This is a genomic window from Halotalea alkalilenta (assembly GCF_001648175.1).
In the GTDB taxonomy this organism is placed as follows: Bacteria; Pseudomonadota; Gammaproteobacteria; order Pseudomonadales; family Halomonadaceae; genus Halotalea; species Halotalea alkalilenta_A.
The window spans coordinates 302433-325732 of the sequence record NZ_CP015243.1 but is presented as its reverse complement, the minus strand read 5'-3'; the positions used below and the strand labels follow the sequence as shown (position 1 = coordinate 325732).

The window sequence follows — 23300 nt, the reverse complement described above, 5'->3', positions numbered from 1 at the left end:
GCTCGCTCGCTTTCACCACTCGAATGCGTCGACCTCGCGGCGCTCGCCGAGCAGGAAGGCGTCGGCGGCAAGTGCGAGCGGGGTGAGGTCGACGTCGCTCTTGCGCCGTGCGACCAGTTCACTGAAGCGGGCGTAGAGGCCGGGATACTCCTGCTCTCCAGCCACGGCGATCTGCTCGCCGTCGATCAGCATCCTGCTGCCGCCGTGGGTCAGTTCGATGCGGCCCTGGTCGGTGCCGATCTCGATGTCCCAACTCTGCTCGCCGGTCTTGAGCCAGTCGAGTTCGATCTCGACCGGGCCGCTGGCGCGGCCGGCTAGCGCTCCTTCGAGCCGGGCGGCGATCGGGGTCTGGCGGTTGCTGGGAAAGTCGAGCCGGGCCTTGGTCAGGTAGAGGCCGTCGGGGAGCAGCCGGGTGACGATCGAGAGCGCGTTGATTCCGGGGTCGAAGACACCGAGCCCGCCGGGCTGCCAGACCCACTCCTGGTTGAAGTGCCAGTGGCGCACGTCTTCGCGCCAGCTGACCTTGAGCGCGGTGACGCGCTTGCTCTCGAGCCAGGCGCGCGCGGGTTCGACCTGGGGGGCGTAGCGTGAGTGCCAGGTGGCGAATAGCACTCGGCCATGGCGCTCGGCCTGGTGGATCAGCGCCTGGACGTCGTTGATCCCGCTGCCCGGCGGTTTTTCGAGCATCACGTCACAGCCGGCGGCGAGCGCTCGGGCGGCCTGGGCGTGGCGTACCTGGGGTGGGGCGCAGAGCGATACCGCGTCGATCTCGAGTCCGCTGGCGAGCAGTTGGTCGAGATCGGTGAAGAGCTTGGCCTCGGGGAATGCCACGGTCAGCGCCTGCTGCTCGTGGATGCTACGGCTGACCAGCGCGATGAGCTGATAGTCGGGATTGGCTGCCAACGCTGGCAGGTGCTGGTCGCGGGCGATCTTGCCAAGGCCGACGAGGGCGAGCTTGATCGGGGGCATGCGCAGGGCTCCTAGGAAATGCGTTGGTGGCGCGCCGCGAGTGCGCGCACGCCGGCCAGCGTCGCGTCACGGGCGCTCCAGCTCGATGCCTGGATGCCGTGGTGCTCGAGTGCGATGGCGTAGGGGGCGAGCAGCGCTGGAGCGCCGATCAGGTTGAGTCTTTCGACCTCGGGGAGTGCGTCGTGCATCGCTCGCACCTCCTCGCCGATCAGCGCACCGGAGATGAAGCTCGCAACCTGCTCGGCTCCGAGGCCCGCATAGAGATGGCGCGAGCGTGCCTCGAACAGCGCATGCAGCACGCCGCCGTCGCCCCCGGCTCGCTCGAGTCCGAGCCGGAACGCCGGCTCATCGAATTCGCTCTCCTCGCGGGCGGGCTCTCCGGGCAGGGTGTGGAAGCGCACCGCGTGGTAGAGCTCGCCGGTCATCGCGGTGAGAAAGCGCGTCAGCTTGCCATCCTCGACCCTCGCCCACTTGCTGTGGCTGCCCGGCGCGCAGCAGTCGCCGCCGTCCGGCGTGGCGGCCAGCGCCAGCGCGCCGAAGATCTGGATCTCCTCGCCACGCATCACGTCGACCAGGCCGCTGCCGTCGGGGTCGACGATCTTCACCCCGGGCAGGAGCCAGCCGTCGTCGAGGCCCGGTGCGGGGATCACTTGGCTTGCCAGCGCGGCGAGATCGAGAGGTAGGCTCGGCTGTGGGCTCTCGGCCCAGCCGCGCTTGGAGCCGACCATGCCGGCGAGATACACCGGTGTCCGTCCGTGGCCTTCGCGCCAGCCTTGCAGCGCGCGCGCGCAGTAGTGCGGAAACTCCTCGGTGGAGAGCGCACGGATGCCGGTCGCGGCGGTGCGCTCATCGAGCAGGGTGCCGGTTTCCGAGTCGACCAGGAAGGCGCGGAAGTTGCTCGTGCCCCAGTCCACTACGATCAAATGACCGCTCATCGGATGCTCCTCACCATTCGGCGATGCTGCCGTCTTCATGGGTCCACACCGGGTTGCGCCAGCGATGGCCGACCTTGGCGCGCTCCTCGACGAAGGCTTCGTCGATCTCGACCCCGAGCCCCGGACCAGTGGGGATCTTGCAGAAGCCGTCTTCGATCACCAGCGCCGATTTGTCGACCAGATAGTCGAGCACGTCGTTGCCCTGATTGTAGTGGATACCCATGCTCTGCTCCTGGATGAAGGCGTTGTGCGCCACCGCGTCCAGGTGCAGCGAGGCGGCCAGCGTCAGCGGGCCTAGCGGGCAGTGAGGGGCGAGCGCCACATCGTAGCAGGAGGCGAGGGTCGCGATCTTCAGCCCCTCGGAGATCCCACCGCAGTGGGAGAGATCGGGCTGGACGATGTCGACCATGCCGTCGGCCAGCAGGTCGCGGAACTGATAGCGCGTGTGCAGCCGCTCGCCGGTGGCGATCGGGTAGCCGAGGCCGGTGGCGATCTGCTTCAGGCATGGCAGGTGCTCGGGCAGCACGGGCTCCTCGACGAACATCGGATGGAACGGCTCCAGCTCGCGCAGCAGCGCCTTGGCCATTGGCCGGTGCACCCGGCCGTGGAAGTCGATGCCGATGCCGACGTCGGGACCGACCGCCTCCCGGGCTTCGGCGACCCGCGCTATGGTCAGGTCGATCTTGGCGTGGCTGTCGACGATCTGCATCTCTGGGGTGCCGTTCATCTTGAACGCGGTGAATCCCGCCTCGACCAGCTTGGCCGCGCCGCGCCCCACGTCCTCGGGACGGTCGCCGCCGGTCCAGGCGTACATCCGCATCTTGTCGCGCACCGCGCCGCCGAGCAGCTGGTACACCGGCACGCCGAGCGCACGGCCCTTGATGTCCCAAAGCGCCTGATCGATCCCGGCGATCGCACTCATCAGTATCGGTCCGCCGCGATAGAAGCCGGCGCGGTACATGGTGTTCCACAGGTGCTCGATACGGCTCGGGTCCTGACCAATGAGATAGTCGGCGAGCTCGTGGACGGCGGCCTCGACGGTTGCCGCACGGCCCTCGACCACCGGCTCGCCCCAACCGTAGACACCTTCATCGGTTTCGATCTTGAGGAACAGCCAGCGCGGCGGTACTTGCCAGGTCTTGAGCTTGGTTATCTTCACGAATGCGGCTCCAAACTAACGGCGCTCGGCGCCGGTCGAATTGATCATAGTGAGGCGGACGATGGATGCTCAGGCGCGCTCGAGCCGCTGCCACTGCGCGACCAGCGCACGCGCGCGCTGGCCCAGGGTCGCGGCATCGGTGCCCGGGGTGTAGAGGTTGCTGCCGAATCCAAAGCCTTGGATGCCGGCCGCATGCCACTCGGCCATGTTGTCGAGCCTGACCCCGCCCACCGCCATCACTCGGGCCTGCTTGGGCAGCACCGATTTGATGTCCTTGAGGTAGCCGGTGCCGAAGCGTGCGGCGGGAAACAGCTTCACCGCGCGCGCGCCGGCCTTGAGCGCGGTGAATGCCTCGCTCGGGGTGAGGCAGCCGATCAGCGAACCAAGGCCACGTTCGCGCGAGGCCTTAAGCACCTCGAGATCGACATTGGGGGTGACCAGCAGCGACGCGCCGATGTCCGCCAGGCGGTGGACATCGGCTGAGTCGAGCACGGTACCGGCGCCGACGGCGACGTCGGCCGGGGCCCGCGCGGCCAAGCGCTCGATCGAGATGAATGGATCGGGAGAGTTGAGCGGCACTTCGATCAGCTTGAAGCCCGCCTCGACCAGTGCATCGAGGGCCGGGTCGATCTCGGCCGGGGTGATACCGCGCAGGATCGCGACCAGCGGGCACTGGACGAGGGCGGTGTCGAAGGCGCTTAGGTCCATGACGAATCTCGCGACGATGAGAGAGGTTTAAAAGTCATACTAATCTAACACGGCGATATTCCGTAAGCCCCGGGACTCCACCAAGGTCTAGTGTGCGGCGATCGAGAAAAGCACCAAATGGATACTTGTTAACCTAGGTTAAATTACAATATATTGTGCCCGATGTGGCAGGTTGATCCAATATGATGTGTATATCCTCGGATCCTGTCATCACGACTACAGTGAAGATCATCCTCCCCGGGAGAGAAAGATGGACGCAACACGCTCGACCCGAAGCGAGCAGCCGCTGGCCCTGCAGCCTGCATCGCTCGACATCTGGGACAGCAAGTACCGACTCAAACGCCGTGACGGTACTCCCGTCGATCGCGATGTCGATGGCACTTATGCGCGAGTCGCCGCCGCCCTGGCCGCGGTGGAGGAGACCGATGCGCTGCGCAGCCACTGGGGCGAGCGTTTTGAGTGGGCGCTCGCCCAGGGCGCGGTGCCGGCCGGGAGGATCCTCGCCAACGCGGGTGCCGAGCACTACAAGCCCGCTACCTCGACGATCAACTGCACGGTTTCCGGCACCATCAATGATTCGATGGAAGCGATTCTCGATCGGCTGCGCGAGGCGGGGCTGACGCTCAAGGCCGGCTGTGGCATCGGCTACGAGTTCTCCACCCTGCGTCCGCGCGGCGCCTTCGTTTCCGGCGCCGGCGCTCAGACCTCGGGGCCGCTGCCGTTCATGGACGTGTTCGATCGGATGTGCCTGACGATCAGCTCCGCCGGCGGCAGGCGCGGTGCGCAGATGGGCACCTTCGACATCAGCCATCCCGACGTACGCGAGTTCATCCAGGCCAAGCGCGAGGACAGCCGGCTGCGCCAGTTCAACCTGAGCCTTTTGATTTCGGATGAATTCCTCCAGGCGGTCGAGGCCGATGGCGACTGGCCGCTCTCGTTTCCACTGCACCGCCACGAGTGCGAGAGCTTCGATCTCGACGACCCCGAGTGGGTGATCTGGCGGCCCTGGCCGGAAGGCGGCGACTATCTCGAGCGCGACGATGGCCTAGTCGCCTGCCGGGTCTACGCCCAGGTACCCGCCCGTGCGCTGTGGGACGAGCTGATGCGCTCGACCTATGACTACGCCGAGCCCGGCTTCGTGCTGATCGATCGGGTCAACCAGTTCAACAACAACTGGTGGTGCGAGAAGATTCGCGCGACCAATCCTTGCGGCGAACAGCCGCTGCCACCGTTCGGGGCCTGCCTGCTCGGCTCGGTCGACCTGACCCGCTTCGTCGAGGCGCCGTTCAGCGCGGGGGCGCGATTCGACTGGCAGCGCTATCGCGAGGTGGTGCGGGTATTCACCCGGATGCTCGACAACGTGGTCGAGCTCAACGGTCTGCCTCTGGCCGAGCAGCGCGAGGAGATCCTGCGCAAGCGCCGCCATGGCATGGGTTTTCTCGGCCTGGGTTCGTGCCTGGCGCTGCTCGGGATCCGCTACGACTCCGAGGCGGCGGTGGAGTTCACTGAGCGGGCGGCACGCGAGCTCGCCCTGGTCGGCTGGGAAGAGGCGCTTACGCTTGCCGAGGAGAAAGGACCGGCACCGCTGCTCGAGGAGCAATTCGAGGTCTCGGCCGAGATGCTCAGGCTGCGCCCGGAGATGATCGACGACGGTTACTCGGTCGGCGACCTGGTGCCGGGACGTGTGCTGCATGCGCGTTACTCGCGCTACATGCAGCGGATCGCGCTGGAGGCCCCCGAACTGGTCGCGGCGCTGGCCGAAAAGGGCGCGCGCTTCACCCATCACAGCTCGATCGCGCCGACCGGGACGATCTCACTCTCGCTCGGCAACAACGCCAGCAACGGTATCGAGCCGAGCTTCGCCCACAGCTATTCACGCAACCTGATCCGCCCGGGGCGCAAGACCAAGGAGCGGGTCGAGGTGGTCAGCTATGAGCTGCTCGCCTATCGCGCGCTGGTCGATAATGAGGCGAGCGTCGAGCGCGGCCTGCCGGACTACTTCGTCGACAGCAGCCAGATCACGCCGCTGGACCATGTGGCGATCCAGGCGGCGGCGCAGCGCTGGATCGACTCCTCGATCTCGAAGACCGTCAACGTGCCGACCGACTGCCCGTTCGAGGCGTTCAAGGATGTCTATCTCGAAGCCTGGCGGCGCGGGCTCAAGGGCTGCACCACTTTTCGTTTCAACCCGGCGGCGTTCCAGGGCGTGCTGGTACGCAGCCAGGATCTCGCCCGCACCCGCTACCGCTTCGAACTCGACGACGGCGAGGCGGTCGAGCTGCCCGGCGACGCGCTGGTCGAGTACGACGGCGAGACCCACACCGCCGCCAACCTCTATGACGCCATCAAGGAGGGCTATTATGGACGCTACTGAGAAAGACATGTCGCAACGGGGCGAGCCGCAAAGCGCCACCGATGGCGTGCAGAGGATCGACCGGCGTATCGTCAAGGTCTCCGTAGTCGAAGACCAGCGCGACGACGAGCCCACCGCGCAAGCGGCCGCCGCACCGGCCTCGCCGCGTACCGAGATGCACGAGCGCCTGGCGCGTCCCGAGCGGCTCTCTGGCGAGACCTACAAGATCAAGTCACCGCTCTACGAGCACGCGCTCTACGTCACCATCAACGATCTGGTGCTCAACCCCGGCACCGAGCACGAGGAGCGGCGCCCGTTCGAGGTGTTCATCAACTCGAAGAGCATGGACCACTTCCAGTGGATCGTGGCGCTGACCCGGATCATCTCGGCGGTGTTCCGCAAGGGCGGCGATATCACCTTTCTCGCCGAGGAGCTGCGCGCGGTGTTCGATCCGCGCGGCGGCTATCTCAAGCCCGGTGGGCTCTACGTGCCTTCGCTCGTGGCCGAGATCGGCCTGGTGATCGAGCGCCACCTACAGTCTCTCGGCCTGCTCGAGGTCGACCAGCCCTCAGCCGAGGTCCGCGCCTGGCTCGACGACAAGCGCGTCGAGTTCGAAGCCAATAGCGGTGCGGGCAACGACGCCGTGAGTGGATTTCCCCGCGGGGCGACACTCTGCCCGCAGTGCTCGACGATGGCGGTGGTCAGCCTCGACGGCTGCGACACCTGCCTCAACTGCGGCTATTCCAAGTGCGGTTGAGCGCGGCGGCTGGGTGGGCACGTCATGCGATATGACTTAAGAAGAATAAACTAAAGAGATGCCCTTATTCGTCCTGGGTTGGATTGACGGATTTTGTAGTCATCAGACATCCTGACAAGCCTATAAATATTAACGATGGCCGATCCCGATTAATGCAAAGCGTTGATCGGGAAAGTCCCCCGATGCCCGGTGACTGGGACATCACCGTGCTCAAAATATTGGCGGTAAAAGATATTCTTGGTTGACCAGGACTTTCAGATTCATTTCGAACCGGCGGGCCGTCCTCGATGAGGTTGGGAGGCATGAAAATGCGCCGAACCCCGCTTTTTTTGCGATGAATGGGGGTTGAACGGAGCCTCCAGGAGCGGCTGGGCCGCCGGTGCGGTGGTGTCGAAATGTGCATTATCCATTGTATGGACCAGTACGCTCTTCTCCATTCGCGGCAGCCGACATGACGAGAGTCGATCATTATGAAAATCGCCGTCGATATCTTCTACAAGCTTCTCGAGTATTTACTGGTCATCCTGATGACCGCCATGGTGGTCATGGTTTTTTCCAACGTCGTTATGCGTTACTTCTTCAATTCCGGCTTGATGATGTCGGATGAGCTGTCGCGTTTCTGCTTCGTTTGGGTGACCTTCATCGGTGCCGTCGTCACTTTTCGCGAGAACGCTCATCTCGGTATCGAAACCCTGGTGCAGCGATTTGGCCGCACGGGGCGCCTGGTCTGCATGGCGATGACCCAGCTGCTGGTGATGTTCTGCGCGGCGATCTTCTTCTGGGGTACCTGGCAGCAATCCGACATCAATGCCTCGATGCGCGCGCCGGTCTCGGGGCTGTCGATGATCTGGGTCTACGGCATCGGCTACTTCACTGGTGGCATGATCTTCATCATCTCCGCGCTGCGGCTCTTGAACATCCTGCTCGGCCGGGTGACCGACGCGGAGATCGCCGCTTTCGCCAATGAGTACGATGACGAGCTGATCGGGGAGCGCGCGCAGTGACCATCGTCGTTTTCCTCGCCTCACTGCTCGGCGCCATGGCGATCGGCGTGCCGGTCGCCTTCGCACTGATGTTCTGCGGCGCGATGCTGATGTACTACATGGGCATCTTCAACGCCCAGATCGTCGCCCAGAACATGATCTCCGGCGCTGATACCTTCACCCTGCTGGCGATCCCCTTCTTCCTTCTCGCCGGCGAGCTGATGAACGCCGGTGGGCTCTCCAAGCGGATCATCGAGTTCGCGCTCTCCTGCGTCGGTCACATTCGTGGCGGGCTGGGGCTGGTGGCGATCGTCGCCGCGATTATCATGGCCAGCCTGTCGGGCTCGGCGGTGGCCGATTCCGCGGCACTGGCGGCGATCCTGATCCCGATGATGCGCCAGGCGGGCTACGACATGCCGCGCGCGGCGGGACTGATGGCGGCGGGTGGGATCATCGCGCCGGTGATCCCACCGTCGATCGCACTGATCATCTTCGGGGTCGCCGCCAATGTATCGATCACCCAGCTTTTCATGGGCGGCATCGCCCCGGGGTTGATGATGGCCGTCGCCCTGGCGGTGACCTGGATGTGGCTGGTGCGTCGGACCACGGTCGCTACCCTGCCGCGCCAGCCGATGAAGGTAAGGCTGCGCGCATCCGCTCGCGCGGCCTGGGCGCTGGGCATGCCGGTGATCGTGATCGGTGGGATCCGCTTCGGGGTCGTCACGCCCACCGAGGCGGCGGTGATCGCGGCGGTCTATGCGCTGTTCGTCGGCATGGTCGTCTATCGCGAGCTTTCGTTCGCTGACCTTTACGCCGTGGTCGTGCGCGCGGCCAAGACCACGGCCGTGGTGATGTTCCTGGTCGCCGCTGCGCTGGTTTCCGCCTGGCTGATCACCGCCGCGAACATCCCCGGCGAGCTGAGCGGGCTGATCGAGCCGCTGATCGACCGGCCGCAGCTTTTGATGCTGGTGATCATGGTGGTGGTCTTCGTGGTCGGTACCGCGCTGGATCTCACCCCGACGATTCTGATCCTGACCCCGGTACTGATGCCGATCATCACCATGGCGGGCATCGATCCGGTCTACTTCGGGGTGCTGTTCGTGATGAACACCGCCATCTCGTTGATCACGCCACCCGTCGGGGTGGTACTCAACGTGGTCAGCGGCATATCGCGCGTGCCGCTGGGCAAGATGGTGTGGGGTGTCGCGCCCTTCCTGGCGGCCCAAGTGGTGGTGCTACTGCTGCTCGTCGCCTTCCCGCAATTGGTGCTGGTGCCTCTCGCTTGGCTGCGTTGAGGCCGGCTCACGATGCTCGATGATCGGGAGTGAAAAGATGAACAGATGGATGCTTACGGGAGTGGTATCGCTGCTGGCGACGAGCCTATCGCTGCCGGCCTTGGCCGATTTCAGCAATCGCACCATCCGGCTTTCGAACGGCATCGCCGCCGACCATCCGGTCGCTGACGGCGTACGGGCGATGACCGAGTGCCTGGCCGAAAAATCGGATGGAGCGATGAGGATCAACGCCTTCTGGAGCAGTGCGCTGGGCGATGATCTCCAGGCGACCCAGGCGCTGCGCTCAGGGATCCAGGAGGCCGTGGTCGCCTCGCCTTCGCCGCTGGTGGGCATGGTGCCTTCGCTCGGCGTCTTCGACCTGCCGTTTCTATTCGCCGACGAAGCGGAAGCGGACGCCGTGGTCGATGGCGAGTTCGGCGACTTCATCAATCAGGAGCTCGAGCAGGTCGGGCTGATCAACCTTGCCTATTGGGAGAACGGCTTTCGCAACGTCAGCTCCTCCCAGCGGCCGATCACCCGCTGGGAGGACTTCTCCGGCACTCGCATCCGCGTGATGCAGAACAACATCTTCCTCGATACCTTCCAGAACCTCGGTGCCAATCCTACGCCGATGGCATTCGGCGAGATCTTTTCGGCGCTCGAGACCGGCGCGATCGATGCGCAGGAGAACCCCTTCGTGACCATCGACACCTCGAAGTTCTACGAGGTGCAGGACTATGTTTCCGAGACCCGCCACGCCTTCACTCCGTTTTTGGTGATGTTCTCCAAGCGGATCTGGGATACCTACAGCGAGGATGAGCAGCAGGCGCTGCGCGATTGCGCCGTGGTCGGGCGCGACGTCCAGCGCCGAGTGATCCGTGAAGCGAGCCTGCGCTCCAAGGAGGAGATCGAGGCGGCCGGGGTCGCGGTCAACGAGATCTCGCCGGAGGAGCAGCAGCGGATGCGCGAGAAGTCCCAGGTGATCTACGATCGCCACCGCGACCAGATCGGCCCGGAAGTCATCGACCGGGTCCAGGCCATCCTCGCCGAGCTGCGAAGCGATTGACCTACACCAGCCGCGGTGGTGCACGGACACCGCCGTGGCTCAGCGCCGTTCATCCTCCAGGCGCAGGCCGAGGCGCCCAGCGGCGTTGACGATATGGCGATGCATGGCGACTCGCGCGGCCGCCACGTCTCTCGCTGCGATGGCGTCGCGTATTACGGTGTGCTCGGCGATGGTGATCTCGACGATCTCCTCGAGCACCGCGGTGGAGCGGGCGGCGGAGATGGTGGTGCCGATGCGTTCGGCAATGAACCCCAGGAAGGTGGTGAAGTAGGTATTGTTGGTCGCGAGCGTCAGCGTCCGGTGGAAAGCGAGGTCGGCGACGATCCCCTCCTCGGTCCATTTGTGCACCCCGTTCATCTCGGCCAGGGTGCGCTCGATCTCCTCCAGCTGGGCTTCGGATCGACGGCGGGCGGCCAGCCCTGCGGCCTCGATCTCGAGCGGTACGCGCAGCTGGAACAGATCGAAGAAGCTTTGTGGGTCCCTCAGTGCGTCCTGCTCGATGCGGATCGACTGGCGATGCTGCGCGTCGGCGACGAAGATGCCGACGCCCTGGCGGGAGTGGACGAAGCCTTCGTGGCGCAGCTGGGCGACGGCTTCGCGCACCACCGAGCGGCTGACGCCGAAGCTTTTCGCCAGCGCATGTTCGGTCGGTAGCTTGTCACCGGGAGCGAGGCTGCATTGCTCGATGCGCTCGGCGATCTTCGCGGCCACCTGGGCGGGCAGCTGGCCGCTGCGATGGATGAGGGCGAAGTGCTTCACGGTCCGGGCGGCTCCTTCGCGGTGGCGACTGGGCTCGGCTCAGCGCGCGGTGATGGAGGGCAGCTGGCAGCCTGGGTTGAGGCGGTACTCGGGGTCGATCGCGCGCTTCAAGGCCTCGAGCAGGCGCCGATGGACCGGTGAGATCCAGTGTTCGAACTCGTCGCGCTTGAGCCGGCCGATGCCGTGCTCGGCGCTGAAGCTGCCGTGATAGTGATCGACGCGAAAATTGATCATCTTCTTCGCCTGCCCGATCAAGGCGTGGCGCTCCGCAAGCGTTGCACCCGCCGGAGGCAGCACGTTGAGATGCACGTTGCCGTCGCCGACATGGCCATAGGCCACCGCCAGGCACTGCGGCAGCGCGTCATCGAGCTCCGCGCCGATCTCGGCGACGAACTCCGCCAGCCGTGACAGCGGTACCGAAATATCGGTGCGCAGGTGCGGGCCCCTGAGCGCCTGGCCTTCGTTCATGCCCTCGCGGATCGCCCAGAGCTGGCGCGCCTGTGCCTGCGACGTCGCGATCACCCCGTCGAGCACCAGCGATTCCTCCATGGCCTGCTCGAGCAGCCCCTCCATCAGCTGCTTGGCGTCGATCAGGCCGGAGCTCGAAATCTCGATCAGCACGTAGGCGGGGTAATCGGTGGCGATGGGTAGCGGCAGGTCAGGCTGTGCTTCGCGCGCCAGGGTGAACGCCGAAGGCGGCATGAATTCGAACGCGCTGATCAGGTCGCAGCATGCCCGCCGGGCGTGGCGATAGAGCGCTATCGCCGTATGCAGGTCGCCGACGCCGAGCAGCGCTGTTTCGATCCGCTCGGGCAGCGGCGAGAGCTTGATCGCCACCGCGGTGATGATGCCCAGCGTGCCCTCGGCACCGATGAACAGCTGCTTCAGGTCGATACCGCGATTGTCCTTGCGCAGCGTCGACAGCCCATCCCAGACGCTGCCGTCGGCGAGCACTACCTCGAGGCCCAGCACCAGTTCGCGCGTCATGCCGTAGCGCAGCACGTTGACGCCACCGGCGTTGGTGCTGACGTTGCCACCGATCCGGCAGCTGCCCTGGGCGCCCAAGGTCAGCGGGAAGAACAGCCCCCTCTCTTCGAGCCTGAGCTTGAGCTCTTCCAGCACGCAGCCGGCCTCGACGATCGCCGAGAAGTCGTCTTCGTCGATGCTGCGGATATGGCGCATCCGCTCGAGCGAAAGTACCACCTGGCGCTCGGGACGATCGGGCAGGGCACCCAGCACCAGGCCGGTATTGCCGCCCTGCGCCACGATATCGAGATCGAGCGTCCGGCAGGCGCGCACCACCGCGGCGACTTCCCCGGTATCGCGTGGGCGCAGCACGGCCACCGCAGCGCTGGTCATGTCACCGTGCCAGTCCCGGCAGTAAGGCTCATGGTCGTGCGGTTCGGTGACCACGGTATCCCGGCCGAGCAGGTCGACGAGCTGGTTCCTGAGCGATGTGACGAGCGCTTCTGCTTCCATTGCGTCGGTCGAGCCTCCGTGGAGCGTAGCGATACAGTGATCCAAAGATCGATTGCCGGGTCGGGCGAGAGGGAAAGAATCACTCGGCGGATGGTGGCGAAGACGACGTCATGTCATCTGACAACGAGAGCATAGAATGCGTCGACAGGCGTGGGTAGGCGCCGAAAGACGTAGGCGCGGAGCATGGCGTCGGCCGCCGGCTGGCCTTGTGGCGGAGGCGGCCATATGCTGGATCTTTCCCTTTGCTGGAGCTCGTCATGGCTGAGACCAGACGGCTGACGCTGGAGGCGCTCGAGCGCCTGACCCACGGCGTGCTGGCCGCCAGCGGCTTCGATGCCGACCACGCTGAGGCGATCGGCCGGGTGATCAATGCCGCTCAGCGCGATGCCTGCCACTCCCATGGCGTGTACCGGCTGCTCGGCATGGCCAGCGCGGTACGCGAAGGGCTTGCCCGCGGCGATGTCGCGCCCGAGGTGATCGACCATGCCAGCGCGATCGTCAAGGTCGACGCGCGGTTCGGCTTCTCCCCGCTCGCCTTCGAGCGCGGCCTCCCCGCGCTGATCGAGAAGACGCGCAGGCAGGGGATCGCGGCGATGGCGATCAACCGCTGCTTTCACTTCACCGCGCTTTGGCCCGAGGTCGAGCGCATCGCCGCCGAGGGGCTGGTCGGCATCGCGATGACGCCGAGCCACGCCTGGGTCGCGCCTCACGGCGGCTCGCGCGGGCTGTTCGGCACCAACCCGCTGGCGTTCTCCTGGCCGCGCCCGCACGCCGAGCCCTACGTGTTCGATTTCGCCACCAGCGCGATCGCCCGCGGCGATATCGAGCTGCATCGCCGCGCCGGCAAGCCGCTCGAACCCGGCTGGGCGGTCGATAGCGCAGGCCGGCCGACGCTCGATCCGCAGGCCGCGCTGGACGGTGCGATGCTGAGCTTCGGTGGGCACAAGGGATCGGCGCTGGCGACCATGATCGAACTGCTCGCCGGTCCCCTGATCGACGACATGACCAGCCTGGAGTCGCAGCGTTTCGACCACGGGCGCGGCGCTGCCCCCTGCCATGGCGAGCTGATTCTCACCCTCGATCCCCAGGCGTTTCTCGGCGTTTCACTCGAAGCCGCCCAGACGCGCGCCGAGGCGCTGTTCGCCGAAATCGTTGCCCAGGGCGCGCGGCTACCCTCCGAGCGCCGCCGCGCCGCACGCCGGCAAGCGATCACAGAGGGCGCGGTGGAGATTCCCGCCGCGCTGGTCGAGGAGCTCGAAGCGTTGCGCAGCGGCCAGGGCTGAGGGGGGATGCGGCTGGCGTGGATGGCCATCGGTCGTGACCGCTTGGTTGTCACCCCTTTTCTACCCCACGACGGCTCCAGTGCCGGTCGCAGGCCTGCTTTTTCCTTTATGTTTTGTTTCGCTAATGAGGCGTAACCGGATAGAATGATCCATTAATAGATCGTATTGCCTTTGTCCGCGCAGTCTTTCGTCAGCAAGATTGCTCTATTAATAGTTCAAAAATTGGAAATATGCCTCGTTAAAGGAACAGGAGCGTAGCCATGGCGAAACCCTCCACACGCACTTACTCCCGCCATAGCCGCGATGCAGCGCGGTTGCTCGGATTGATGATCCGCAATGCGCGAATCGAACGTGAGCTGACGGTAGAGGAACTGGCAGAGCGCGCAGGTGTGTCACGCGGCCTGGTCTATCGGGCCGAGCAAGGCGATATGGGATGCGCGATTGGAGCCGTTTTTGAGCTCGCCACCATTGCCGGCGTTCCACTTTTCACCGCGGATCGATCTGCGATGACGCTTCACATCGCAAACGCGGAGAAAATCCTCTCTCTTCTTCCCCGCGCTGTTCATCATCCGAAGAAGGTGGTGAATGATGACTTCTAGGAAAGCAGTCGACGAAGCCTATGTGTGGATCTGGTTGCCCGATGCGATGGAGCCCGTTGTCGCGGGTCGGCTGAGCCGGGATGAAGACCAGCTCATCTTCAACTATGGCCGCAGCTACCTTGAGCGGAACGATTGCATCCCGATCTATGAGCCTGAGCTGCCACTGACGCGTGGCGCCATTTTTCCTGAGCCGGGGCTGAAGCTGGCGAGTGCGCTACGCGACGCGGCACCAGACGCATGGGGGCGTCGTGTCATCCTTAATCGACTGGTGGGGACCAGGAGTAAAGACGCGGATGTCGGGGCGCTGGATGAACTGACATACCTACTCGAATCCGGTTCAGACAGGATTGGTGGTCTCGATTTTCAGGCATCACCAACAGAGTATGTACCGCGCCTTGCGCAGGCCGCGCCCCTAGAAGAATTGATGAACGCAGCAGCAATGGTGGAGAACGGAGTGCCGCTGACGCCCGATCTTGATCAGGCTCTTTTTCATGGCAGTTCGCTGGGCGGGGCACGGCCGAAAGCGATGATCGAAGCAGAGAAACAAAAATTCATCGCGAAGTTCTCGTCTTCGACGGACACCTACAATGTTGTGAAGGCTGAATACATCGCTATGCGGCTGGCTGCGGAGGTCGGTTTGCATGTAGCGCCGGTGCGCTTCCACCACACGCTAGGCAAGGACGCTCTCCTGGTCGAGCGTTTCGACCGCTCGAAGGCTAGAGGTGGCTGGAAGCGCCGGCTGATGGTCTCGGTACTGACCCTTTTCGGCCTCGATGAGATGATGGCGCGATACGCGAGCTATGAAGAACTTTCGGACATTATTCGTCAACGCTTCGACGAGCCGGAAACGACGCTGCGCGAATTGTTTGGCCGACTAGTCTTCAACATCATCTGTGGCAACACTGATGATCATGCACGAAACCACGCTGCTTTCTGGGACGGCAACACACTGGAGCTGACACCAGCCTACGATATATGCCCTCAGAACCGGACAGGTAACGAGGCAACGCAAGCGATGCTGATCATCGGCGAGAACCGGATGAGCAATCTAGCCGTTTGCCTGGATGCGGCCCCAAAGTTTCTGCTGGAAAGAAACGAAGCCGTTGAGATCATCACGCATCACATCGAAACCGTACGTGCGCGCTGGACAAGCATTTGCGATGAGGTCGGGTTGAGCGAAGTGGATCGCAAGCTGTTTTGGTCACGGATGTTCCTCAACCCATTTGTTTTCGAAGGTACGCCGAAGGCGATATCGCGGTTGGCATAGGTTTGGTCCAAGACCATAACGGCTCATTGTTGGGCTTGCCCCGCCCCTCCGAACAGGTTGGTTAACTTAACAAGTGGTTGCTTCGAACTGCATGGGGCTGACGTATCCCAGCGTTGAGTGCAGGCGTCGTGCGTTGTAGAAGCGCTCGGTGTAGTCGAACACGTCGGCGCGACATTCATCTCGGGATTGGTAAATTCGCCGGCTCAGCCGTTCGGTTTTCAGCATGGAGAAGAAGCTCTCCATAGCGGCATTATCCCAGCAATCCCCGCGCTTGCTCATGCTGCACACGATCTCGGCATCGGTCAGCAGCATCTGGAACTGCTCACTGCTGTATTGGCTGCCCTGGTTAGAGTGATGTAGGACCTCTCGTGGCCGGCCTCGGCGATGCAACGCCATCATCAGGGCATCGGTCACTAGTTGATCCGTCATGCTGGCCTGCATGGACCAACCGACGATGCGCCGCGAGTACAAGTCCATGACGGCAGCCACATAGAGCCAACCCTCCGCAGTCCAAACGTAGGTAAAGTCGGCTACCCATTTCTGGTTGGATGCGCTGGCCGTAAAGTCTCGATCCAACACATTGGCGGCAATGGCATGAGCCGATCTTGGTCCCGTATCTGACGGATGGCGACGGCGCCTGGTTCGTGCCACAAGGTTTGCGCGGCGCATTAGTCGCGCCACACGGTGCCTGCCGCAGTGCTTACCCCAGGCACGTAGGTCGAGGGCTGCCGTACGTCCGGTCGCTGGCCTGGAAGCTCGCGCGGATACGGCCAGTCAAGCGTTCGTTGGTCAGATTCCGAGCGCTGGGCGAGCGGCCATGCCATTCGTAAAAGCCGCTGCGTGACACGCCCAAGGTTCGGCATAGCTCACTGACCGACCAGACGGCCCGGTGTCGGGCGATGAACGGATACTTCATGTCTGGTCCTTGGCAAAGTATCCGACCGCTTTTTTTTAAGATATCCCGCTCGGTCTTGACCTTGGCCAGTTCCCGGCGCAGTTGCTCGATCTCCTGCTGCTGGGCACTCTTGAGCGGCTTACCAGGCGCCGGCTCCCATGTGCCGCCACGCATCTGCCCGACCCAACGCCGTAGAACGCTGGGGTCCAGACCCAGGTCCTGCGCCACGCGCGATACGTTGCTATCAGGCTGCTCGGCCAGCCGCACCGCCTCGCGCTTGAACTCGTCCGTGAAATGTCTTCTGTTTCGTGCCATCGCTTCGCTCTCCAGGCAGAATCATGCCATCTGATCTGTCCGGAGGGGCGGGGCTAGCCCATGTGTCCCGGCGAAGCGTTCTTATGCCTGGTGAAACCACGTTGCCGTGCTATTACCTCGATCCGCTTGAGATTTGAGCGCGCGTGGAAACGTTGGTGAGTTTTCAAATACCAGATTTGCATTTACGTATTTTTGTGTTGCAATTCGAGTGATTCGTTATCTTTGCGTTAAGAGCGCAGAGGGGTCATGTTCTACGCGCACTCCACCTTGACGACCGATAAGTCGAATTGGCAATCGCTCGATAGCCACTTGATCAGTGTTGGGCAGATGGCGGCCGAGCGTGCCGCGCGTTTCGGCGCAGGCCCTTGGGGCGAGGTCGCGGGGCTGCTCCATGACCTGGGTAAGTACACCAGGGTATTCCAATGCCGCTTGGAGGGGGCGCCAGTACGGGTCGATCACTCCACGGCAGGCGCGCGTATCGCCATGGAAAAGTATCCCCAACTCGGCCACCTGTTGGCCTATCTGATTGCCGGCCATCATGCGGGGTTGGCCAATGGTCGCGATAGCGGCGAGCGTTCCTCACTGAACGATCGTATGGCGGCGGACCTGCCCGAACTCGACCCGGCTTGGCGGGATGAGATCGTCCTGCCTGTCAGTTTGACACCTCCAGCGCATTTCACGCCGCGCCGTGATCGAGGCCACTTCCAGTACGCCTTTTTGACTCGGATGCTGTTCTCTTGCTTGGTCGATGCCGACTTCATCGATACCGAGACCTTCTATGCCTCGCATGAAAAAGGATTGCCTCATGCGCGTGGCGGGGGGCCGAGGTTGGAAGCCCTGCGCGATGCGCTGCATGCCCATCTGTCGGTGTTCAAGGCGGACAGCGATGTCAATCGCCTGCGTGGTGAGATTCTGACTCATGTGCGAAGCCAGGCCGAGTTACCCCCGGGACGCTTTACGCTGACGGTACCGACCGGCGGCGGCAAGACGCTGGCCTCGCTTGCCTTCGCTCTCGATCACGCCATGGCGCACGGCATGGATCGGGTGATTTACGTGATTCCGTTCACCAGCATCGTCGAGCAGAACGCGGCGGTCTTCCGGCGCGCGCTGGGTGAATACGGCGAAGCGGCCGTGCTCGAGCATCACAGTGCCTTTGATGCTGGTAACCAGCGGGACCGCTACACCATCGACAAGCTGCGCCGTGATAGCGAGAACTGGGATGCGCCGATCATCGTTACCACGGCGGTGCAGTTCTTCGAGAGTCTGTTCGCGGCCAAGACCTCACGCTGCCGCAAGCTGCACAATATCTCCCGCAGCGTGGTGATCCTCGACGAGGCGCAGACCCTGCCCTTGCCGCTGCTGCGTCCCAGCGTGGTGGCGCTGGACGAACTGGCGTTGAACTATCGCACCAGCGTCGTGCTGTGCACGGCGACGCAGCCGGCGCTGGCCGAAACCGATGATCCTGAGTGCAGCTTTGCTGGTGGCTTGCGCGATCTCAGGGAGCTTGCCCCCGATCCTAAGTGCCTTTATCGCCGGCTGGAGCGCGTCACGGTACGCCATATCGGTACGCTGAATGATGACGAGCTGCATGACGAACTACTCGCGACCGAGCAGGTGTTGTGTATCGTCAACAACCGTCGCCATGCTCGGGCGTTGTTTGAATCGATCTCGGATCAGCCTGGCGCCTACCATCTCACCACCTCAATGTGTGCCGTGCATCGCCGCCGAGTACTGGCTGAGATACGAGAGACCCTCAAAGCTGGTGCCCCTTGTCGAGTGGTATCTACCTCCTTGATTGAAGCGGGTGTCGATGTCGATTTTCCACGCGTATTGCGTGCCGAAGCGGGCTTGGACTCCATCGCCCAGGCCGCCGGGCGCTGTAACCGGGAAGGCAAACGTAGTGCGGCGGACAGCGAGGTCGCGATCTTTGCCACCGCCAACGAAGACTGGGCGCCGCCGCCGGAACTCAAGCAGTTCGCCCAGGTGACCCGCGAGGTAATCAGGCAGTATGGCGCCGATCCGCTGTCATTGGCGGCGATCGACGCCTACTTCCGGCTGCTCTACTGGCAACAAGGGGACCAGCGGCTGGACCGGCATGGTTTGTTGAGACTGATCGAGGAGGGTCGCCTCGACGGCCTGCCTTTCGAAACCCTTGAACAGAAATTCCGCATGATCGAGAACGGCCAGCGTGCCGTGATCATTCCCTTCGACGATATCGCGCGCAGCGCGCTCAGGAGATTGGCGCATGCCGAGGGCGTGGGCGGTATCGCCCGCGAGCTGCAGCCCTATACCGTACAGGTGCCACGCCAAGGCTTCGTTGCGCTGGAGCGGGTCGGTGCCGTCGCTGCCGTCGAGCCCGGCAAGTTCGGCGAGCAGTTCATGGTACTGGTCAACGAGGATCTCTATGACCGCAAGGCGCTGGGGCTGAACTGGAGCGAGCCGACATTCCGATCCGGCGAATCAAATATCTGGTGAATTGGCCGATGTAATCATAATGAGCGAATAGGAGTAGGTGATGGCTTTCGGGATTCGTCTGCATATCTGGGGGGAGCGGGCCTGCTTTACACGACCGGAGCTCAAAACGGAAAGGTTTTCCTATGACGTGATCACGCCTTCTGCGGCACGCGGCATCCTGGAGGCCATCTATTGGAAGCCCGCTATTCGCTGGTGCGTGGATCGTATCCATGTGCTGAAGCCGATCCGTTTCGAGTCTCTTCGTCGTAACGAAGTAGCGGGGAAACTATCCGAGCGTACCGTCACCAAAGCCATGAAAGAGGGCCGTGTCGATGAGGTGGCCTATTTCGTCGATCAAAATCGCCAGCAGCGCGCCGCTACCATTCTGCGCGATGTCGGCTACGTGATCGAGGCGCATTTCGAGTTCACCTCACGTGCCGATGATATCGATACTCCTGGTAAGCATCTGGATATCTTCAATCGTCGTGCCAGGCAGGGACAGTGTTTTCATACGCCGTGCCTAGGAACACGGGAGTTTCCGGCCAACTTTACGTTGGTCGAATCCGATGAAGCCATGCCCTTTGTAGATGACCAATTGAGCGGCGAGCGTGACCTCGGATTTATGCTTCACGATATCGACTTCGCCGATGGCAAGGTGCCGCGCTTTTTTCGCGCGACGATGCGAGATGGTGTGATCGAGGTGCCTCCCTTCGAGGAGGCGCTGGCATGATCCTCTCCGCGCTCAACGACTACTATCAGCGGCTCGCAGAGCAAGACAAGGTGCCGGTACCGGGGTTCAGCAGCGAGAAAATCAGTTTCTGCCTGGTGTTTTCCCGCGAGGGTGAGCCATTGCAGATCGATGACCTGCGCGACACCACGGGCAAGAAACCGCAACCGAGTACTTATCAGGTGCCCGTCGACAAGCGGCGTACTTCGGGTATTCACGCCTATCCGTTGTGGGACAAGACGGCCTATTCCCTCGGCGTCTGCGCCGGTGAAGGCAAGCGTCTGGCCGATGAGCATGCGGCATTCAAGGCACGTCAGTTTTCGCTGTTTGGCGAAAGTGGGGCCCCCGACCTGAGGGCTTTCTTGAGGTTGCTCGATCAATGGCGGCCGGATCAACTCGCCGAACTCCTCGGGTATAGCGATGACGTAATGGATACCAATGTCGTATTTCGTCTCGATGGCCAGCAGCAGTACCTGCATGAAAACCCAGAAGCTCGTCGTATATGGGTAGCCGCCTTGGAGAGTGGCGAAGGCATTCCGGGCCAGTGCCTGATCACCGGGGAGATTGCGCCTCTGGGAACCGACCACCCCGCGATCAGAGGCGTCAGGGATGCCCAGCCATCGGGTGCATCGCTCGTCTCGTTCAACAGCGATGCCTATGAGTCCTACGGCTACAGCAAGAATCATAACGCCTCGATCTCAAAAGCGGCTATTTTTGGTTACTCGACGGCGCTCAATCATTTGCTGAGAAGCGGTGACGACAACCGCCAGCGTCTGCAAATCGGTGATGCCACGACATTATTCTGGGCCAAGGCCAGGGATGCAGCACATGCCGAAGCCGCCGAGGGATTCTTCGCGATGCTCAATGATCCGCCCAGCGACGAGCAGGAAGCCGCCAAGTTAGGCTCCCTGTTGAGGCAGGTTGCTGAGGGGCGTCCTCTGGCAGAGCTGGATTCCATGCTAGAAGCGGATACCCAGTTCTTCGTGTTGGGATTGGCCCCCAATGCTGCACGCCTATCGGTGCGCTTCTGGTATGTCGATAACCTGGAGCGCTTGGCGCGGCACTATGCTCAGCACTATCGCGACTTACAGTTGGCGCCCATGCCATGGAAAGGCGTCGCCCCAGCGATGTGGCGGCTGCTCTATGCCACTGCCCCGAGCCGAGATGGCAAGGCCAAAGCAGAGGATATTCCCCCGCAGCTCGCTGGTGAGCTGACCCGTGCCATTCTGACCGGGAGTCGTTATCCGCGCTTGTTGCTCACCAACGTCATCATGCGCATGCGTAACGACGGTGATATCAGTGGTATCCGCGTCGCTCTCTGCAAGGCTGTACTCGTGCGCGAGGCTCGTCTCGCGGCACATTCGAACTCAACCACTCAGGAGGTGCCCGTGAGTCTCGATCCTCATTCCACTCATCCCGGCTATCTATTGGGCAGACTATTCGCCGAACTGGAAAATGCACAGCGAGGTGCTCTCGGAAACGAAGTGAATGCCACCATTCGCGACCGGTATTACGGCGCAGCATCAGCGACTCCAGCCAGTATTTTCCCAGTGCTGTTACGCAACGTCCAGCACCACCTGTCGAATATGCGTAAGAAGGATAAGGGTGGGCTGGCATACAAGATAGAGAGCGAAATAGGCGCTATTGTCGATGGTTTGGGCGACAGCTTTCCCAAAAGTCTGGGCATCGAAGATCAAGGGCGCTTTGCCATCGGCTACTACCATCAATTGCAAGCACGCTACACCAAGCGTGGGAACGCAACGGTAGCAGAAGAATCCACGCAGGGAGAAGACGCATGACCGCCATCGCCAACCGCTATGAGTTTGTGCTGCTGTTCGACGTCAACAACGGCAACCCCAATGGTGACCCGGACGCGGGTAACCTGCCGAGACTCGATCCTGAGACCAATCAGGGCCTGGTGACCGACGTTTGCCTCAAGCGCAAGATTCGCAACTATGTTGCGCTTGAGAAAGAGAAAGACGCCGGTTATGCGATCTATATGCAGGAAAAGTCGGTCCTCAATAATCAGCACAAGAAGGCGTACGACGCGCTTGAGATAAAGTCCGAGCCGAAGAAACTCCCCAAGGAAGCGGAAAAAGCTCGGGCGGTGACCGAATGGATGTGCAAGAATTTCTTCGATGTGCGGACCTTTGGTGCGGTTATGACCACCGAAGTCAACTCCGGACAGGTGCGCGGCCCGGTTCAGATGGCCTTTGCCAGCTCCATCGACCCGGTGGTGCCGATGGAGGTATCGATTACCCGCATGGCGGTCACCAATGAGCGCGATCTCGAAAAAGAACGCACCATGGGCCGTAAGCACATCATTCCCTATGGTCTCTATCGTGCACACGGCTATGTATCGGCAAAGCTCGCTGAGCGCACGGGATTCTCGGAGGACGACCTTGCGTTGCTGTGGCGCGCTCTGGTCAATATGTTCGAGCACGACCGCTCCGCCGCACGAGGCGAAATGTCGGCACGCAAGCTGATCGTCTTCAGGCATGACCATCCGATGGGTAATGCGCCGGCCCATATATTGTTCGATAGCGTGAAAGTCGAGCGTGTCGAAGGTGAGACCGATACGCCCGCTCGCCATTACAGTGATTATCGAGTGGCTATAGATGCTGAGAGCTTGCCGGCCGGCGTCAGCGTAATCGAGCATTTGTAGGTCAGTGGGAATGGGGGATGAGACTCGCTTGATCCCGCTCTCAGCACTGCAGCATATGCTGTTCTGTCCGCGTCAATGTGCGCTGATCCACCTTGAGCAGCAGTGGACGGAGAACCGTTATACGGCGGAAGGGCGCATCCTCCATGAGCGCGCTGACCACCTGGGGCATGAGCGCCGACGCGGTATTCATACGGCCATGGCGCTACCGCTGGCTAGCGAGGTGCTGAGCTTGAGTGGTGTCGCCGACATGGTCGAGTTCGACGAATGCCAAGAGTCTGTGGTTGTCCGGCCCATCGAGTACAAGCGTGGCCGGCCCAAGGCGCACCGTGCCGACGAAGTGCAGCTATGCGCCCAGGCACTTTGCCTGGAAGAGATGCTAGATGTCAGAGTCGAGCAGGGCGCGCTCTACTATGGCAAAACGCGGCGGCGCAAGGTTATTACCTTCGATGATGAGTTGCGGGCATTGACCCTGAAAGTTATCGAGGATACTCGCGCGCAATTCGAGAGCAACCGTACTCCACCCGCCATTTATGAATCCAAGCGCTGTAATCACTGCTCGCTGACCGATATCTGTCAGCCGCAAGTAATGGGCAAGCAGCGCTCGGCGAGCCGTTGGCTGGTGCGTCAACTGCAAACACTGGATGAGTGAGTCG

19 protein-coding genes and 1 pseudogene are annotated in these 23300 nt (G+C 62.6%); 13 read left to right on the top strand and 7 right to left on the bottom strand.

What is annotated here, in order from left to right; translation table 11 throughout:
* Nucleotides 1-12: 12 nt before the first annotated feature.
* The 4 genes from A5892_RS01465 to A5892_RS01450 form a co-directional block, all read right to left on the bottom strand.
* The gene (locus A5892_RS01465) at nucleotides 13-969 is read right to left on the bottom strand and encodes a Gfo/Idh/MocA family protein (protein ID WP_064121278.1); all 957 of its coding nucleotides are present in this window, start codon (nucleotides 967-969) and stop codon (nucleotides 13-15) included.
* A gap of 11 nt (nucleotides 970-980) precedes the next feature.
* Nucleotides 981-1904 (bottom strand): 2-dehydro-3-deoxygalactonokinase, encoded by a 924-nt coding sequence (locus tag A5892_RS01460; protein WP_082890211.1) that lies wholly within the window; start codon nucleotides 1902-1904, stop codon nucleotides 981-983.
* 10 nt (nucleotides 1905-1914) lie between these two features.
* On the bottom strand, nucleotides 1915-3063 hold the full coding sequence (dgoD, locus tag A5892_RS01455; protein ID WP_064121277.1) for a galactonate dehydratase: 1149 nt from the start codon (nucleotides 3061-3063) through the stop codon (nucleotides 1915-1917).
* Nucleotides 3064-3132: 69 nt separating this feature from the next.
* Nucleotides 3133-3771: a 2-dehydro-3-deoxy-6-phosphogalactonate aldolase gene (locus tag A5892_RS01450; RefSeq protein WP_064121276.1), complete on the bottom strand. Its 639-nt coding sequence runs from the start codon at nucleotides 3769-3771 to the stop codon at nucleotides 3133-3135.
* Nucleotides 3772-4021: 250 nt separating this feature from the next.
* Between A5892_RS01450 and A5892_RS01445 the strand changes: the two genes are divergently transcribed.
* From A5892_RS01445 to A5892_RS01425, 5 genes are all read left to right on the top strand, one after another.
* Nucleotides 4022-6145, top strand: coding sequence for an adenosylcobalamin-dependent ribonucleoside-diphosphate reductase (locus A5892_RS01445; protein ID WP_064121275.1), 2124 nt, complete (start codon nucleotides 4022-4024; stop codon nucleotides 6143-6145).
* Nucleotides 6132-6881: a TSCPD domain-containing protein gene (locus A5892_RS01440; protein WP_223302759.1), complete on the top strand. Its 750-nt coding sequence runs from the start codon at nucleotides 6132-6134 to the stop codon at nucleotides 6879-6881. Before A5892_RS01445 ends, A5892_RS01440 begins: the two co-directional genes overlap by 14 nt.
* A 470-nt stretch (nucleotides 6882-7351) precedes the next feature.
* Complete coding sequence (locus A5892_RS01435; protein ID WP_064121274.1) at nucleotides 7352-7885, top strand: TRAP transporter small permease; 534 nt, start codon at nucleotides 7352-7354, stop codon at nucleotides 7883-7885.
* On the top strand, nucleotides 7882-9159 hold the full coding sequence (locus tag A5892_RS01430) for a TRAP transporter large permease subunit (RefSeq protein ID WP_064121273.1): 1278 nt from the start codon (nucleotides 7882-7884) through the stop codon (nucleotides 9157-9159). Before A5892_RS01435 ends, A5892_RS01430 begins: the two co-directional genes overlap by 4 nt.
* 37 nt (nucleotides 9160-9196) lie before the next feature.
* On the top strand, nucleotides 9197-10204 hold the full coding sequence (locus A5892_RS01425; protein WP_064124235.1) for a TRAP transporter substrate-binding protein: 1008 nt from the start codon (nucleotides 9197-9199) through the stop codon (nucleotides 10202-10204).
* 39 nt (nucleotides 10205-10243) lie between these two features.
* Here the strand turns inward: A5892_RS01425 and A5892_RS01420 are convergent, their stop codons facing one another.
* Together A5892_RS01420 and A5892_RS01415 are read right to left on the bottom strand one after the other, a co-directional pair.
* Nucleotides 10244-10963, bottom strand: a complete 720-nt coding sequence (locus tag A5892_RS01420; RefSeq protein ID WP_150123449.1) for a FadR/GntR family transcriptional regulator — start codon at nucleotides 10961-10963, stop codon at nucleotides 10244-10246.
* Nucleotides 10964-11002: 39 nt separating this feature from the next.
* The gene (locus tag A5892_RS01415) at nucleotides 11003-12442 is read right to left on the bottom strand and encodes an FAD-binding oxidoreductase (RefSeq protein ID WP_064121272.1); all 1440 of its coding nucleotides are present in this window, start codon (nucleotides 12440-12442) and stop codon (nucleotides 11003-11005) included.
* 257 nt (nucleotides 12443-12699) lie between these two features.
* Here A5892_RS01415 and A5892_RS01410 point away from each other — a divergent pair, with 257 nt between their 5' ends.
* From A5892_RS01410 to A5892_RS01400, 3 genes are all read left to right on the top strand, one after another.
* Entirely contained in the window at nucleotides 12700-13725 is a 1026-nt protein-coding gene (locus A5892_RS01410) for an Ldh family oxidoreductase (protein ID WP_064121271.1), read from the top strand.
* Nucleotides 13726-13985: 260 nt separating this feature from the next.
* The gene (locus tag A5892_RS01405) at nucleotides 13986-14324 is read left to right on the top strand and encodes a helix-turn-helix domain-containing protein (protein ID WP_064121270.1); all 339 of its coding nucleotides are present in this window, start codon (nucleotides 13986-13988) and stop codon (nucleotides 14322-14324) included.
* Nucleotides 14314-15591: a type II toxin-antitoxin system HipA family toxin gene (locus A5892_RS01400; RefSeq protein ID WP_064124233.1), complete on the top strand. Its 1278-nt coding sequence runs from the start codon at nucleotides 14314-14316 to the stop codon at nucleotides 15589-15591. The genes A5892_RS01405 and A5892_RS01400 overlap by 11 nt, the downstream gene beginning before the upstream one ends.
* A gap of 66 nt (nucleotides 15592-15657) precedes the next feature.
* Here A5892_RS01400 and A5892_RS01395 read toward each other — a convergent pair.
* Nucleotides 15658-16801: pseudogene (locus A5892_RS01395) on the bottom strand (IS3 family transposase).
* A 246-nt stretch (nucleotides 16802-17047) separates the two neighbouring features.
* On the opposite strand from A5892_RS01395, the gene A5892_RS01385 reads away from it, so the two are divergent.
* The 5 genes from A5892_RS01385 to cas4 are packed head-to-tail and all read left to right on the top strand — an operon-like array spanning nucleotide 17048 to nucleotide 23296.
* Nucleotides 17048-19276: a CRISPR-associated helicase/endonuclease Cas3 gene (locus A5892_RS01385; protein ID WP_064121269.1), complete on the top strand. Its 2229-nt coding sequence runs from the start codon at nucleotides 17048-17050 to the stop codon at nucleotides 19274-19276.
* 40 nt (nucleotides 19277-19316) lie between these two features.
* On the top strand, nucleotides 19317-19985 hold the full coding sequence (cas5c, locus tag A5892_RS01380) for a type I-C CRISPR-associated protein Cas5c (protein ID WP_064121268.1): 669 nt from the start codon (nucleotides 19317-19319) through the stop codon (nucleotides 19983-19985).
* Nucleotides 19982-21781, top strand: a complete 1800-nt coding sequence (cas8c, locus tag A5892_RS01375) for a type I-C CRISPR-associated protein Cas8c/Csd1 (RefSeq protein ID WP_064121267.1) — start codon at nucleotides 19982-19984, stop codon at nucleotides 21779-21781. Before cas5c ends, cas8c begins: the two co-directional genes overlap by 4 nt.
* The gene (gene cas7c, locus A5892_RS01370; protein ID WP_064121266.1) at nucleotides 21778-22647 is read left to right on the top strand and encodes a type I-C CRISPR-associated protein Cas7/Csd2; all 870 of its coding nucleotides are present in this window, start codon (nucleotides 21778-21780) and stop codon (nucleotides 22645-22647) included. Before cas8c ends, cas7c begins: the two co-directional genes overlap by 4 nt.
* A gap of 28 nt (nucleotides 22648-22675) precedes the next feature.
* A complete protein-coding gene (cas4, locus tag A5892_RS01365) occupies nucleotides 22676-23296 on the top strand; it encodes a CRISPR-associated protein Cas4 (protein WP_223302758.1) in 621 nt (206 codons plus the stop codon).
* The last annotated feature ends 4 nt before the right edge of the window (nucleotides 23297-23300 follow it).